The following is a 13,449-nucleotide window of genomic DNA, read 5'->3' as shown; positions in this document are numbered from 1 at the left end:
ACCCACCCAACGCTCCTGCCGCCCAGATTCAAAGCTGCTCTCACAAATTCCACAACGCTCAGTGAGGCTTCTCAGGGGCCGTTGGCTTCGTATTCCCCGAGTCAGGCGTGTCCTTGCCCACTTCCTGCCCGTCAAACGTGATCTTCACACTCGTGCCGAACCGCTTGTACTTCGAGTACTTGACTACCTCGCGCATGTGCACCTCCTGGCTCCCGTACCCATGCCCCGCCGGAAAATGCAGTACGCCTTCGCCCTTGGTGTACACAGGGAACCAGTACTTGCCATCCACCTGCTGCCGGAAGGTAATAAACGGCGGCGACAGGTCCTCGTGCCCCTTGCGCACGTCATCCGGCACGTTCTTGCCGTTTGTCACCACGATCTGGAAATCCTTCGCATCCACCCAGATCCGTCCCTGGAAGTAGCGCTGGTTCTTCTCGATCACCTTGGGCTTCACATCAAACGCATAGCAGTCCACGTCGTCAATCGACTGCTTGCCGACATACGTGAGGTCGTACTGCCCCACGTCCTCTTTGGTCAGCACAAACGGAAGCCGGTGCTCAATATCCTGGAAGTCCGCCGGGCTCATCATCACGCGCTCCAGCGAGCTTTGCGGCGCCTCGACCACGTGCTCGTAGAGCTTCCCATCCGGGTCCGCCGAGATATCCGTGACCTGGTAATACTCCCCGTCGACCTTCTTGGTATCGTCGTCGACCGTGTCTACCCGCACGCTTCGCTCATACGTGTAGTTCGCCATCGCCACGCGAAACGCCGACTCTTTCTCCGTGAACTTGTCGATGATCTGTTGCGGCGGCATCGCGGGCGGCGTCAGGTCCAGCTTGCCGAATCCCGAGTCCAGAGGCATCGGCGTATACGACACCTGCGCCAGCCCGCCGAGCGGCACCAGCAGCAGTCCGCAGGCAATCGCCGCCGGCAACAGCCCCGCACCCCTCCGCGCCGCGGCCACGCCGCGAGCCGCCATCCCACCCGCGGGCAAAAAACAGGAAACAAGACCAGACATGTGCGCGCACTCCCTGCTGTATTAAACGCTTTTTCCGCGTCCCAGGACGCATCACAACGCCGCCCACCCTGAGTCATCCCGCAACCACGCCGGTGCCCCATGTCTCGCTTCTGAGGCGTGGGCTCACCCCGGCCAGCACCGTCCTCCCGACACCAACTTCGACCAGTCATTCCGCGCCCCGCGCCTGGCAGCCGTCGGCCAGCTAGGCGCAACCCTGCCGCGAGGCGTACAAAAGAAAGCACCATGGCCTGGAAAACTCCGCGCATCCGCGAGCCTCTCGATGAGCCCGCGCTTTACGAGTACGCCATCGGCGCCTTGGGCCGCCGCATGCGCACCGTGGCCGAGCTGCGTCGCCTCATGCGCACCCGCGTCGAGAAAAGTGAAGCGGGCGAGGCCCGCATCGACGCCGTGATCCTCCGCCTCCAGGCCCAGCGCTATCTCGACGACCAGGCCTTCGCCACCGACTACACCCGGCTCCGCCAGGAGGGCGCCAAGTTCGGCCGCCGCCGCGTCCAGCAGGACCTCCAGCGCAAGGGCGTCCACGAGGAGCTGGTCACCACCACCCTCAACACTGCCTATGAAAACGTCAACGAAGAAGCCCTGGCCCGCCAGTTCCTTGAACGCAAGCGCATGAAGCCCCCCACCAACGACAAGGAGTCGGCCCGCGTGATGCGCCGCCTCGTCGCCGCCGGCTTCTCCCTCAATGCTGTCTACAAGGTCCTCCGCGCCTGGAACGCTCCAGAAGACGTCCTCGCCGCCGTCGAAGCCGCCGACCTCGACGCCGCGGAGCAAACCTACGAAGACTAGCCCGCTCAAGCCTGGCCTGCCATGTCCATCCGCTGTTTCGCCACCCCAGGCAAACGCTCCCGACCCGGTCTTTGGCACCGCCCCGTCCCAGACCCATGCCTCAACAACACCTGGTACTTCATGTCTCGCTTCTGAGACGCGGGCTCAGCAGCACCCGCACCCCATGCCCACCGGGCTGCCGTTACCTGCCAGCCACTCCGTCCCAACCCTGGTCATCGCCATCGACTGGTCGGGGGCACTCGCGCCCGCGGCCCAGCGCCGCGCCATCTGTGCCGCCGTCTGCGAAGTCGCAACCGGCCAGGTCGAAGTGCTCTCCGGCCGCCTGCGCAGCGAGGTCGAACAGTGGCTGCTCGCGCTGGGGTGCAGCGAGCCCAGCGTGGTTGTCGGGCTCGACTTTTCCTTCTCCTACCCGGCATGGTTCCTGCAGTCGCTGGGCTGCGCCACCGCGCCGGCGCTGTGGACCACGGTTGCCGAGCAGGGCGAAGCCTGGCTCCGCGCGCCGCACCCGCACTTCTGGGGCAGGCGCAAAGGCTCCGGTACGCCGCCCGCGCATGGCGCTCCGCAGTGGCTCGGCTACCGGGTGTGCGAGCGTACGATCCTCCGCGCCCTTGCCGGCAATCGGCGCGTTCCGTCCTCGTCGTTCCAGATCGGCGGCGCTGGCGCGGTCGGCACCGGCACCCTGCGCGGCATGCCCATGCTGGCGCGCCTGCGCACCGCCGGCTGGTCGGTGTGGCCGTTTGACCCGCCCGCCTCGCCCCTGCTTCTCGAGATCTACCCCCGCGTGCTCACCGGGGCGGTCCACAAAAGCAACCGCGCCGCACGCACCGACTACCTGCGGCAGCCCCGCTTCGAAACGCTTTGCCCGCTCGCCCGCGCAGCTGCCGAGCAAGGGGAAGACGCCTTCGATGCAGTGATTTCCGTCATGGTCATGGCACAGCATGCGGCGGCTTTCGCTACCCTCCAGCAGGCCACAGGCGACCCCGACCGCCTCGAGGGCGCGATCTGGCAGCCATAGCCCGCAAGGCACCAAGTACACTGGGGGACGTATGCAACCCCGTTCTGGCGCAGAAATCCGTGAGCTTTTCCTGCAGTTCTTTGAGGCCGAAGGACACCGTCGTGTCCATTCTTCATCGCTGGTTCCAGCAAACGACCCCACGCTGCTGTTCACCAACGCCGGCATGAACCAGTTCAAGGACGTGTTCCTCGGCGCGGAGCAGCGCGCGTACAACCGCGCTACCACCTCGCAGAAATGCGTGCGCGCCGGCGGCAAGCACAACGATCTTGAAAACGTCGGCTTCACCCGCCGTCATCACACGTTCTTCGAGATGCTCGGCAACTTCTCCTTCGGCGACTACTTCAAGGCGGACGCCATCCGCTACGCCTGGGAACTCGTGACCTCGCCCGAGTGGTTCGCCCTGCCCAAGGACCGGCTCTACGTCACCATCTTCAAGGGCGAAAATGGCGTGCCGCGTGACACCGAGGCCTACGATCTGTGGCGCGCCGAGGGCGTGCCCGCCGACCGCATCTTTGAGATGTCCGCCAAGGACAACTTCTGGCAGATGGGCGAAACCGGACCGTGCGGCCCCTGCTCCGAGATCTTCTACGACCTCGGCCTCGAAGCGGCCGAGACCCCCGGCGTCGACAAACCCTTTCCCGGAGACGACCAGCGCTACGTCGAAATCTGGAACCTGGTTTTCATGCAGTTCGACCACACTCTCGACCCGAAAACAGGCGCAGCGAAGCTCGACCTGCTGCCCAAGCCCTCGATCGACACCGGTGCCGGCCTCGAGCGCCTCGCCGCCGTGCTGCAGGGCAAGCTCTCGAATTACGAAACTGATCTCTTCACCCCCTTGATCGCAAGGGCCTCCGAGCTGACGACCGTCCAGTATGGGGATGGTTCGTCCCCGTCCGACGCCTCGCTGCGCATCATCGCCGACCACGCCCGCGCCGCTACCTTCCTGATCAACGACGGTGTCAATCCCGCCAATGAGGGTCGCGGCTATGTGCTGCGCAAGATCCTGCGCCGCGGCATCCGCCACGGCCGACTGCTCGGGCAAACGCAACCATTCATGGCACAGATGGTGTTCGCCGTTCGCGATGAAATGGCCAGTGCCTACCCCGAACTCAACGACAACGCTGGGCGCATCGCGAAAGTCGTCGAAGCCGAAGAGCGCCAGTTCGCACGAGTACTCGAGATCGGCGCGCGCGAGCTGGATACCGCCCTGCGAGCCGCCAGCTTTTCCGGCACCGACGCCTTCCATCTCTACGAAACCTACGGCCTCCCGCTCGACTTCATGGTCGATGCCGCCCACGACGCTGGCGTCGCGTTCGACCTCACGGGCTTCGAACAGGCTCGCGCCGAAGAGCAGGCTCGCGCCCGCGCTTCCTGGAAAGGCGGTGCCCAGAAGTCCGCCTCGCCCGTCTTCCGCGACCTCGCCAAAACCACCTTCGAGGGCTACACCCAACTCACCTCCACCGGCGCGGAAGTGCTCGCCCTGGTGAAGGAGGGCATCGGCGTCCCCGCAGCCGCCCCCGGCGACGAGGTCGAGATCGTGCTCGACCACACGACCTTCTACGCTGACTCCGGCGGACAGCAGGGCGATCACGGCGTCCTGCTCTCGGACGACCACAACGCCGTCGTGGCCGAGGTCCACGGCTGCGTGCAGCCCGTCCAGGGCGTGCGCGCTCACCGCGCCACTCTGCGCCTGCCCCTCGCTGTCGGCGACCGCGTCGACACAGTGGTCGATCGCGCCCGCCGCTTTGCCACCGAGCGCAACCACACCGGCACCCACCTGCTCCACGCGGCGCTGCGCGAGGTGCTCGGCCCGCACGTCAAGCAGGCCGGGTCGCTCAACGACCCCACGCGCCTCCGCTTCGACTTCGCCCACTTCGCCCCCATCGCCGACGAGGAGCTCCAGGACATCGAAGACCTCATCAACCGCGAGACCCTCGGCAACTCCACCGTCGAGACCCTGGTAGACGTGCCCATCGACGTTGCCGTGAACCAGTACAAGGCGATGGCGCTGTTTGGAGAAAAGTACGGAGACAAGGTCCGCGTCGTCCGCATCGGCGACTTCTCCACCGAACTCTGCGGTGGCACCCACACCCGCGCCACCGGCGAGATCGGCGTGCTCAAGCTGCTCGGCGAAACCAGCGTCTCCTCCGGCGTCCGCCGCATCGAGGCCGTCTCCGGAACTGGCGCGCTCTCTGAGTTCCGCCGCGGCTTCGAGGCTGCCCAGCTCGCCACGCAGTTCGGCGGCAGCTCTGAAACCGACCCTGCCGAAACTCTCCGCGCGCGGTTTGCCACCCAGGAAGACGAGCTCAGGAAGCTCCGCCGCGAACTGGACCAGGTCCGCATGCAGGCCGCCGCTTCTGCGGTCGCGGACGCAGCCGCCACTGCCGTCGAGGTCAAGGGCGTCCGCGTTGCGGCGCAGCGCATCGACAACCTCGACCGCGGGCAGATGCGCACGCTCGTCGACAACATGCGCACCAGTCTCGGCTCGGGCGTCGTCGTGCTCGGCTCCGCGCAGGAGGACGGCAAGCTCGCGCTCGTCGCTGGCGTCACCAAAGACCTCATCACTCGCATCTCCGCCGGCAAGGTCGTTGGCGCGGTGGCCAAGCTCGTCGGCGGCTCCGGCGGCGGCAAACCCGACATGGCTGAGGCCGGTGGCAAGGACATCACCCAGCTCGCCGCCGCCCTGCAGGCTGCCCCAGGTATTGTTGGCGACCTGCTCGTATGAGCAGGTCGCACCGCACAAGTTCTGCTCGTATGGGCAGGTCGCACAGGCAAGTCCTGCTCGCTTGTTCGGTCCTCAACGTGAGCACTCACCTCCGATCCAGTTGAGTGGTGGCACAAGCAAGCCCTGCTCGTCCGGCTAAGCAGGGCCAGCTTTCCGGCGGGAGGGAGCGACCCGCCCGCCCGCTGAGAGAAACCACCACTCCAACCGGGAACCCTTTCGGTAATGCGCAAAAAACTTCACCATCCCGCCACTTCCACCCGATCAGTGGTTCTCTAAAGAAAGCAGGGACGAGCCGCCCCACGGGCCAACCCGCACGCCACTATGCCACCAGGGTTCCGCCAGGCCGTTCGTTCTGCCACACTGCTCTTCGCCGCCGTGCTCCCATGGCAGGGCGAGCCGCAGGCGCAGCAGGCGCCTCCAAGCGCCCACGCAACCTACCCCTCGGACTACAGCAACGCGCTGCACCTTCGCCAGCAACTCGACGCCACTCCGCGCGCCAGCCGCACCTCACGCCAGTACACCCGTGCCCTCGACGCTTTTCGCGCCGTCTACCATGCGGACCGCGCGGACCCAGATGCAGACGCCAGCGCCGAAGCCGTGGCCGAGCTGCTTGCCGAGCAGGGAAGACTCTTCAACGACCCCGGCCTGCTCCACGCCGCGGTCGACCAGCTCGACTTCCTGCGCCGCGACTTCGCCGCCAGCCGCTTCTCCGTTCCTGCGCTTCTCACCGCGGGCGAGATCGAAACCCGCGACCTCCACGATGACGCGGCCGCCCGCAAACTCTTCCTGTCCTTTCTGCAAAGCTACCCCCGCAGTGAGCTGGCCCCGCAGGCACGGTTCGAGCTGCAGCGCCTCGGCGGCACGTCGCCACCCACAATGCGCTCGCTCGCAGGGCAGACAGGGCAGTCCGCCCCATCGAACACAGCCCGGCAAGGCGCTCCCGGCTACGCGCAAGCTCCCAGCAGCGCCCCGACCGTAGTCGACGCCACCGGCGGTGACGACGATACGGATGACAATAGCGTTGTCGCGCCGCCCACCACGCGCCCCGCCGGCAAACCAGCCCCACTGGCCCGTGCGCCTGGCCCCGTGTCCGTCACGGCACCCAACACCGCGCTCTCGACCGCCGCTCCCATTCAGCCGCCCACAGCCACCCGCGTGATCCAGGGCGTTCCTGTGTACCGCCCTACGGCCGCCCCCGTAAAGGGCAAGCTCTCGCTCGTCACCGGCGTGCGCCACTGGTCCACCGCCGACTACACCCGCATCGCTATTGACGTGCAGGACGAAACCCCCTTCGAAGCCTCCCGCGTTTCCGGCCCCGACCGCATCTTTTTCGACCTTCACGGCGCCCGGCTTGCCTCCGACCTCGCCGGCAAGGCCGTGACCGTCACGGACGGCGGATTTCTCGAGCGCATCCGTGCCGCCCAGTTCTCCGGCGATGTTGTCCGGGTCGTGCTCGACGTCAGCGACGTCAGCGACTACTCGGCTTTCTGGCTGCCCAACCCGTCCCGGCTCATCATTGACATCCATGGCCGTCCCAAGGGTGCGCCGCCGCCGGTCTTTGCCAATGCCGCGCCCGCGCCGCAGCCCGCAGCTGGCGCCGGCACCGGCACGGCGGCTGCGGGCATGCTGGCCCAGGCCACTCCAGCCACGCAGGGCACACCTCCGCCCGCAGGCTCCAGAAACCGTACCGGCAGTTCCGGAGGCACCCAGCAAGGAATACCAGTCGAGATGCCGCAGCCACACACGCCGGCTTCTCGTGCCGCTGCCAATGGCGCCCCCGCGCCCAGCGCCGCGCGCGCTGGTGCCCCCGGTACCTTCGTGGCTGAAACGGTTCCTCCCGGCGCGCCGGCCTCCACGCAAAAGCCCCGTGCCGGCGACTCCCTGGCCGCCATCGCCGCGCTAAGCCAACAGCCCACCCGGGTGCGCGCCACCCGGCAGCCCACCACGGCTCCGGTTGCGGCCATCGCCACACCGCCTGCGCCGGCCCACGCCGCTGACCGGGATCCAGATCTAGCCCCAATCCCAAGCGAGGCTCCTGCCACCTCGCCGCTCAGCGCCCATGTCGACGTACCCGCGAGCCCGGCACCCGCCGCACCCCGCCGCCGGGGCAAGCGCAGTACCACGCCCGATGCCTCCGACCCATCTACCGGCGCGCCCAGTAGCGCCGTAACGACCAACGCGGCCAGTGCCCGTGCCGCGGAGCCAGACAGCATGGGCGGCCGCTCCATGGTGCGGGCACTCGGTCTCAAGATCAACCGCATCGTGGTCGACGCCGGCCACGGCGGCCATGACTCCGGCACCCTTGGCCCAGGCGGGATCGAGGAGAAGGACGTCGTGCTCGACGTCGCCCTCCGCCTCGGCAAACTGCTCAAGCAGGGCCTCGGCGCCGACGTCATCTACACCCGCGACGACGACACCTTTATTCCGCTTGAAACCCGCACCGCTATCGCCAACAAGGCGCAGGCCGACCTGTTCATCTCGGTGCATGCCAACTCCTCCTCGGATCCGGGCGCGCGCGGCGTGGAAACCTACTACCTCAACTTCACCACCTCGGCCGACGCGCTCGAGGTCGCAGCCCGCGAAAACGCCGTCTCCGACGAGTCCATCCACCAGCTTTCCGATCTGGTGAAAAAGATCACACTGCAGGACAAGATCGCTGAGTCCCGCGAATTCGCCACTGATGTCGAAGGCACCCTCTACCAGGGGCTCACCAGCGGCAATGCCGGCCTTAAAGACCGTGGTGTCAAAAAGGCCCCCTTTGTCGTGCTTATCGGCGCCAACATGCCGTCGATTCTGGCGGAAATCTCTTTCCTGACCAACCCCGACGATGCCGTGCAACTGCGCGAAGGCGCATACCGGCAGCGCATCGCCGAGTCCCTTTACCGCGGCGTGGCCCGCTACGTACGCAGCCTCAGCGGCATTCGCCAGCAGGACACCGCCGCGGCCTCCGGCACCCGCTAGCAGCCGCAACACGGGGGCCGCAAGCGCATCGCCCGGTGGTGTACGCTGAGCTTTATAGTGAGCCATTCCACGGTGGGTCCTTTCCGCTATCTCTCTCGCAGCCTCCTGCACGTGCTGTGCGTGGCTTCGTTGGCGTGGCCGCTGCACACCCCCGCGCAAACCCTGCAGCAGAAGGGGAGCGGGCTGCGTGCCCCGGTGACATCGTCTTCCACCCGTACTTCCGACACCTCTGCCGCCAAGGCCGCCATCAAGCTGCCGCTTCTGCCGCCTGACTTCGCCGGCGAGCCGCGCGAGGGTTCCATCTCGATCCATCCCGCTGCGAACGACGTCGACGCCGCCCATGCCGCTGTGCTCACTGAAGACGGTTTCGTGGAAGCCGACACTGCCTTGTATGCCGGCGCAGGTACTGCGAGCTGGAGCGTGCAGGTGCTGCGATTCGGCGACGCGACCGGCGCCCTGAGCGCATTCACCTTCTTCCGCGATCCCTCCATGCAGGCGGCAGCGGTGGGCGACAACGGTGCTGCAAACGCTGGTCTTTACCTGGTGCGTACCCGGGCCTCGGTCGTCATGGTGCGGCCTGCGGCGGGTACCAGCGGCGACGCCAGGAGCCTCGTGCCGTTCGTCACCAGTCTCGTGCAGTCCCTGCCCGCGGTGCACGGGCCTGAGGCTGTGGCTCCCGCGCTGCCGGGACTTCTGCCCGTCGCCGGGCTGCAATCACAGACCATGCACTATGCCATCGGACCTGCCAGCTACAACGGTCCGCTGCCTGTCGGCGCCATGGACTTTGGCCGCGATGCCGAGGTCGCAACCGCCCGCTACCACCTGCCCTCCGGCGCGGATGCAGCTCTGACGCTGTGGATGCTGCCCACGCCGCAGATCGCTGGGGCTGGCCTTCGCACGGTGCTGGCGCTGCCCGACGCTTCGCTGCACCGCGCCACGCGCCGAATCGGTCCTCTGGTTGGTGTTGTGAGCGGGGCCTCAGTCACCCCTGCGGAGGCAGAGCAGCTCCTTGCCGGGATTCACTACGTTTCGGATATCACCATCAATCAACCGCAGGGCTACATCAGCGAGGTGGCCAAGACCGCCAAGCTGCTGCTCGGCATCGCGTACTTCACCGCCTTGCTAGGGTTGGCGGCTTTGACGATCGCTGTTTTCCTGGGCTTCGGACGGTTGTTCTACCGGCGCCTGCGCGGCAAGCCCGACTCCTCCCTGAATGACGACACCTTCATCCGGCTCAAGATCTAGCCGGTATTCCCCTCGTGGTTCCCAGAAACCATCTTTTTTCATGCCTGACGAAATGCATAACGTGTGGTGCAGGCGCCGCGATAAGGGCTACAAACGACGACGTTTACGATCGGGCGAGCGCGGCGGTGCAGCGGGCATGAAAACGGCCCCGGAACGGCCCTCTGGTGCTATCTCGTTTCCTTTGATGCGTTTACGCTGAAACTTGTTTTGCCTTGACACCCCGGTTGGCGCCCCATATTCTGCACCCAGAAAGTTCGGGTGGCTTTGCCTCCATCTGGAACTATTCTCCCTGGGGAAGAGCTGCCCTGTTGCCGGGCAGCTCTTCCCATCTTCTTGCGGGTCGCTTTCCCGCTGCGCAGCCACGCGGCCCTGCCGGCCTGGCGGGGAGCCCTTTACCGCGGCAGCCTCTGCCATTAGAATCAGGAAGTCGCACGCGCGAGCACACACCGCCGCGCCCCTTTCGCGCACAACAAGCCTCACCAGGCCGACGTAGCTCAGTTGGTAGAGCAGCTGATTCGTAATCAGCAGGTCACCGGTTCAAGTCCGGTCGTCGGCTCCAAGTCTGCCCCGCCTGTTCGTCCCCCGTTACAGAAGCATCAATGTTTTCACTTTCGTCCGGTCGCTCTTCTGCGTTTCGTACCTGCTTATCCACTGAAAACGTTCAAGGTATCCAATTCAGCCATTGAATTTGGGCTGCAGGGTACCTGCGTGTGCTCCGCAACATGCCATAATCGCCGTAGAACCAGGACTCGCTTGCATGGAGGAGCCCACGCCTTGAACAGTTATTGCCGTAAAGACGTACTCCGCATCTTCCGCATTCGCGAACAACAGCTCCGCATCTGGGAGCGCAACGGCCTCATCGCCTGCGCTGACAACTACACATTTCAAGACCTTGGACAGCTGCGTAAACTGCGCGAACTGGGTGAGCACCGCATTTCTGCGGGGAGCATCCGCAACGCGGTGTCCGCAATGCGCGCCGTCTCCGGTCTGGCCGATCCATTGCTGCAGGCCAGCCTTGCCGTGGTTCCGTGTGGGCCGCGGCGTCTGACCTTTCGCCACAGCGGCACCGTGGTTGACCCCATTGCCGGCCAGTACCTGCTCGACTTTTCCGGTTCCGGCGCGAGCGCGCTGGCCCCAATTGCCGTGGCGACCCTGTCAGTGCGCGAGCGGGAGCAGGAAACGGTCCGGCTGTTCGCCAAGGCTGTCTACGCGGAAGAAGCCGGGCACATCGACGAGGCACTCGAACGGTACGAGGACGTGCTCGATCTCACTCCGGGCCATGCTCCTTCGGCCATCAACATGGGCACCATCTTCTACAACCGTCGCGACTTCGCGCGGGCCGAGCAGTTCTACCGCATGGCCACCGAGAGCGATGGCACCTACGCCCTGGCGTTCTTTGATCTGGGCAATGTGCTGGACGAGCTGAAGCGGATGCCCCAGGCCATTGTGGCGTATCGCCGGGCCATTACGCTGCAGCCGCACTACGCGGACGCGCACTACAACCTCGCGCTGGCGCTCGAGCGTAACGGGCAGCGGCGCTCCGCCCTGCGCCACTGGACCAGCTACCTGCGTCTCGATGGCACCGGTCCGTGGGCGACGCACGCCCGGACCCAGCTGCGTAAAACGCTTTCCGTGCTCGGCATGGAGCTGGTGCAGGGACAGGCCAGCCGCCCGCGCCACGCATCCAAAGCGCGGCCAGCCAAGGAACCAACCCTCCTGCTTGTGGTCTGAGCTCCCACACTCCCGCGCACCCGATCCGGTGAGCGCGGGCTACCCATCCGTCATCCAACAGGTCGCGGAGCCTGAGCCTAACTGAAATACTGGTTGGTATGGCTCAGACAGCGATCCACGCGGAGCAGCCCCTTGCCGCGATCGCCCCACCCCCGATCGTGCATGCGCAGCATTCCAGGCGAACCCTGCTGCTGCTCAGCCTCGCCTGCGGTGTCGGCGTTTCCAACATCTACTACAACCAGCCGCTGCTGCTGGAGATGGCGCACTCCCTCCACGTACCCCCGGCGCAGATCGGCCAGGTCGCCGTCGCGACCCAGATCGGATATGCCCTGGGCATTTTTCTGTTTGTCCCGCTGGGCGATGTGGTGGAACGCCGCAACCTGATGATGTGGCTTTTTGCCGCGGTCTCTGTGTCCATGCTGGCCAGCGCACTAGCGCCCTCATTCGCGATCCTGCTGTTTGCCAGCGTCATCACCGGCCTGACCGCTGCGGTGACCCATGTGGCCGTGCCCATCGCGCCTGAACTCGCCCGGGACGAGGATCGCGGGCGAGCAGTCGGTACCGCGATGACAGGTCTCCTGCTGGGCATCCTGCTGGCGCGCACCTTCTCCGGGGCACTCGGATCGTGGTTCGGCTGGCGCAGCGTGTTCTATGTGGGCGCGGGGCTCAACCTGCTCTTTGTGCCGCTGCTGCGCCGCAACTTTCCCCTGCTGCCGCCGCGCCATCCCGTGCGTTACGCGCAGGCGCTGCGCTCACTCTGGACCATCGCTTATGGAGAGGCGCTGCTGCGGGAGTCCGCGCTGGTCGGGGGCCTGGTGTTTGCTGCCTTTTCCACGTTCTGGACGACGCTGGTCTTCCTGCTTGGCTCGCCGCACTACCATCTCGGGCCCGGCGCGGCTGGAGCGTTCGGCGTGCTGGGCGCGACCGGCGCGCTGGTGGCCCCGTTTGCAGGGCGTATGACCGACCGCCATGGCACCCGTGCCGTTATGAGCTGGGCCCTGCTCGTACAGGGCGTGGCGTTTGCGCTGCTCTGGGCGACCGGGTACCACCTTCTGGGCCTTATCGTAGGGGTAGTGCTGCTCGATGGAGGGGCGCAGGCCAACCAGATCGCCAACCAGACAAGGATCTTCGGCATCGACCCTACCGCCCGCGGCCGGATCAACACCGTGTACATGATGATCTACTTCGGGTTCGGGTCGGCGGGTTCGGCCGCAGGTGCGCTGGCCTGGCAGCATGCAGGCTGGCCCGGAGTGTGCGCGCTGGCCCTGGTCTTCCTGGCGCTGGCCGGGTTCCGTCACGGCACCGGCCGCCGCTAGTGTTCCCATTTCTGCACCGGCCATCAGGAATTCGGTGTTGAAGCCTCTCCTCAGCTCTCGTCACCGCCGATAGTGGTTCCTGAAGCCACCCGAGAAAGCAGTCATGACGATGAACGAGACCTTCGCAACACCGATGCCCGAACGCATTCCGCACAGTGCTCACACGCTGCCATCGTTTCCGGGGCGGCAGGACCGCCGGCTGCACACCGGGCTGCCATCACTCGCCGGCGCCGCGGCCGCCGGTGAAGCGCTGCTGCCGCAGATGGACGGAAGCCGCGCCTTTCACCTGGTGGTGAGCGCAGCCTGCTACCTGTCCCTTGGCACTGGTGGCAACCACAAAGCGGTGCTCGAAGCCATCCAGATCCTCGATGACGTTGCCCACGAACTGCGGGAAGGCACGCTGCTGGCGAGCGAAGATGCGGTGGATGCCGTGTGGCACACCAAGCAGGCAAAGTGGGAGCGGCAACACGCCATCGCCGTGGCCGTTCGTTTCGTCAAGGCAGGGCGAGCGCCGGGGCTGCCGGTCGCAAGGCGGCGGCGCTCTCGTGTTGCTCGCTGGTGGAACACCTGGCGTGGCGCACCCGGCATGCGCATGCCCTGAAGCTCAGGAGGAAGTTCTGACGATCACGCA

Annotated in this window: 9 protein-coding genes and 1 tRNA gene; 9 read left to right on the top strand and 1 reads right to left on the bottom strand. The window is 66.2% G+C overall.

Going from position 1 to position 13,449, the window contains the following annotated elements; all coding sequences use genetic code 11:
• Positions 1-58: 58 nt before the first annotated feature.
• Positions 59-1,018, bottom strand: coding sequence for a hypothetical protein (locus tag D1Y84_RS05800; protein ID WP_199726363.1), 960 nt, complete (start codon positions 1,016-1,018; stop codon positions 59-61).
• Positions 1,019-1,261: 243 nt separating this feature from the next.
• Between D1Y84_RS05800 and D1Y84_RS05795 the strand changes: the two genes are divergently transcribed.
• The 9 genes from D1Y84_RS05795 to D1Y84_RS05755 all read left to right on the top strand — a co-directional run bounded on the left by D1Y84_RS05795 (position 1,262) and on the right by D1Y84_RS05755 (position 13,419).
• A complete protein-coding gene (locus D1Y84_RS05795) occupies positions 1,262-1,825 on the top strand; it encodes a regulatory protein RecX (protein ID WP_124847679.1) in 564 nt (187 codons plus the stop codon).
• A 163-nt stretch (positions 1,826-1,988) separates the two neighbouring features.
• The gene (locus D1Y84_RS05790) at positions 1,989-2,840 is read left to right on the top strand and encodes a hypothetical protein (protein ID WP_124847678.1); all 852 of its coding nucleotides are present in this window, start codon (positions 1,989-1,991) and stop codon (positions 2,838-2,840) included.
• Positions 2,841-2,871: 31 nt separating this feature from the next.
• Positions 2,872-5,565, top strand: coding sequence for an alanine--tRNA ligase (gene alaS, locus D1Y84_RS05785; RefSeq protein ID WP_124847677.1), 2,694 nt, complete (start codon positions 2,872-2,874; stop codon positions 5,563-5,565).
• A gap of 321 nt (positions 5,566-5,886) precedes the next feature.
• A complete protein-coding gene (locus tag D1Y84_RS05780; RefSeq protein ID WP_124847676.1) occupies positions 5,887-8,526 on the top strand; it encodes an N-acetylmuramoyl-L-alanine amidase in 2,640 nt (879 codons plus the stop codon).
• Between the two features lie 57 nt (positions 8,527-8,583).
• Complete coding sequence (locus D1Y84_RS05775) at positions 8,584-9,771, top strand: DUF6599 family protein (protein ID WP_124847675.1); 1,188 nt, start codon at positions 8,584-8,586, stop codon at positions 9,769-9,771.
• Positions 9,772-10,254: 483 nt separating this feature from the next.
• Positions 10,255-10,330: transfer RNA gene (locus tag D1Y84_RS05770), tRNA-Thr, on the top strand.
• Between the two features lie 215 nt (positions 10,331-10,545).
• The gene (locus D1Y84_RS05765) at positions 10,546-11,502 is read left to right on the top strand and encodes a tetratricopeptide repeat protein (RefSeq protein WP_124847674.1); all 957 of its coding nucleotides are present in this window, start codon (positions 10,546-10,548) and stop codon (positions 11,500-11,502) included.
• 98 nt (positions 11,503-11,600) lie between these two features.
• The gene (locus tag D1Y84_RS05760; RefSeq protein WP_124847673.1) at positions 11,601-12,818 is read left to right on the top strand and encodes an MFS transporter; all 1,218 of its coding nucleotides are present in this window, start codon (positions 11,601-11,603) and stop codon (positions 12,816-12,818) included.
• 109 nt (positions 12,819-12,927) lie between these two features.
• On the top strand, positions 12,928-13,419 hold the full coding sequence (locus tag D1Y84_RS05755; RefSeq protein WP_124847672.1) for a hypothetical protein: 492 nt from the start codon (positions 12,928-12,930) through the stop codon (positions 13,417-13,419).
• The last annotated feature ends 30 nt before the right edge of the window (positions 13,420-13,449 follow it).

It is taken from the genome of Acidipila sp. EB88 (genome assembly GCF_003858395.1).
Lineage (GTDB): Bacteria > Acidobacteriota > Terriglobia > Terriglobales > Acidobacteriaceae > EB88.
Note: the sequence above shows the minus strand (reverse complement) of the source record. Positions and strands in the feature narration are given on the sequence as shown.

Bases quoted from the DNA above. Each gene is read 5' to 3' on its own strand.
- D1Y84_RS05800 (WP_199726363.1), bottom strand. From the start codon at position 1,018: ATGTCTGGTCTTGTTTCCTGTTTTTTGCCCGCGGGTGGGATGGCGGCT.
- D1Y84_RS05795 (WP_124847679.1), top strand. From the start codon at position 1,262: ATGGCCTGGAAAACTCCGCGCATCCGCGAGCCTCTCGATGAGCCCGCG.
- D1Y84_RS05790 (WP_124847678.1), top strand. From the start codon at position 1,989: ATGCCCACCGGGCTGCCGTTACCTGCCAGCCACTCCGTCCCAACCCTG.
- alaS (WP_124847677.1), top strand. From the start codon at position 2,872: ATGCAACCCCGTTCTGGCGCAGAAATCCGTGAGCTTTTCCTGCAGTTC.
- D1Y84_RS05780 (WP_124847676.1), top strand. From the start codon at position 5,887: ATGCCACCAGGGTTCCGCCAGGCCGTTCGTTCTGCCACACTGCTCTTC.
- D1Y84_RS05760 (WP_124847673.1), top strand. From the start codon at position 11,601: ATGGCTCAGACAGCGATCCACGCGGAGCAGCCCCTTGCCGCGATCGCC.
- D1Y84_RS05755 (WP_124847672.1), top strand. From the start codon at position 12,928: ATGAACGAGACCTTCGCAACACCGATGCCCGAACGCATTCCGCACAGT.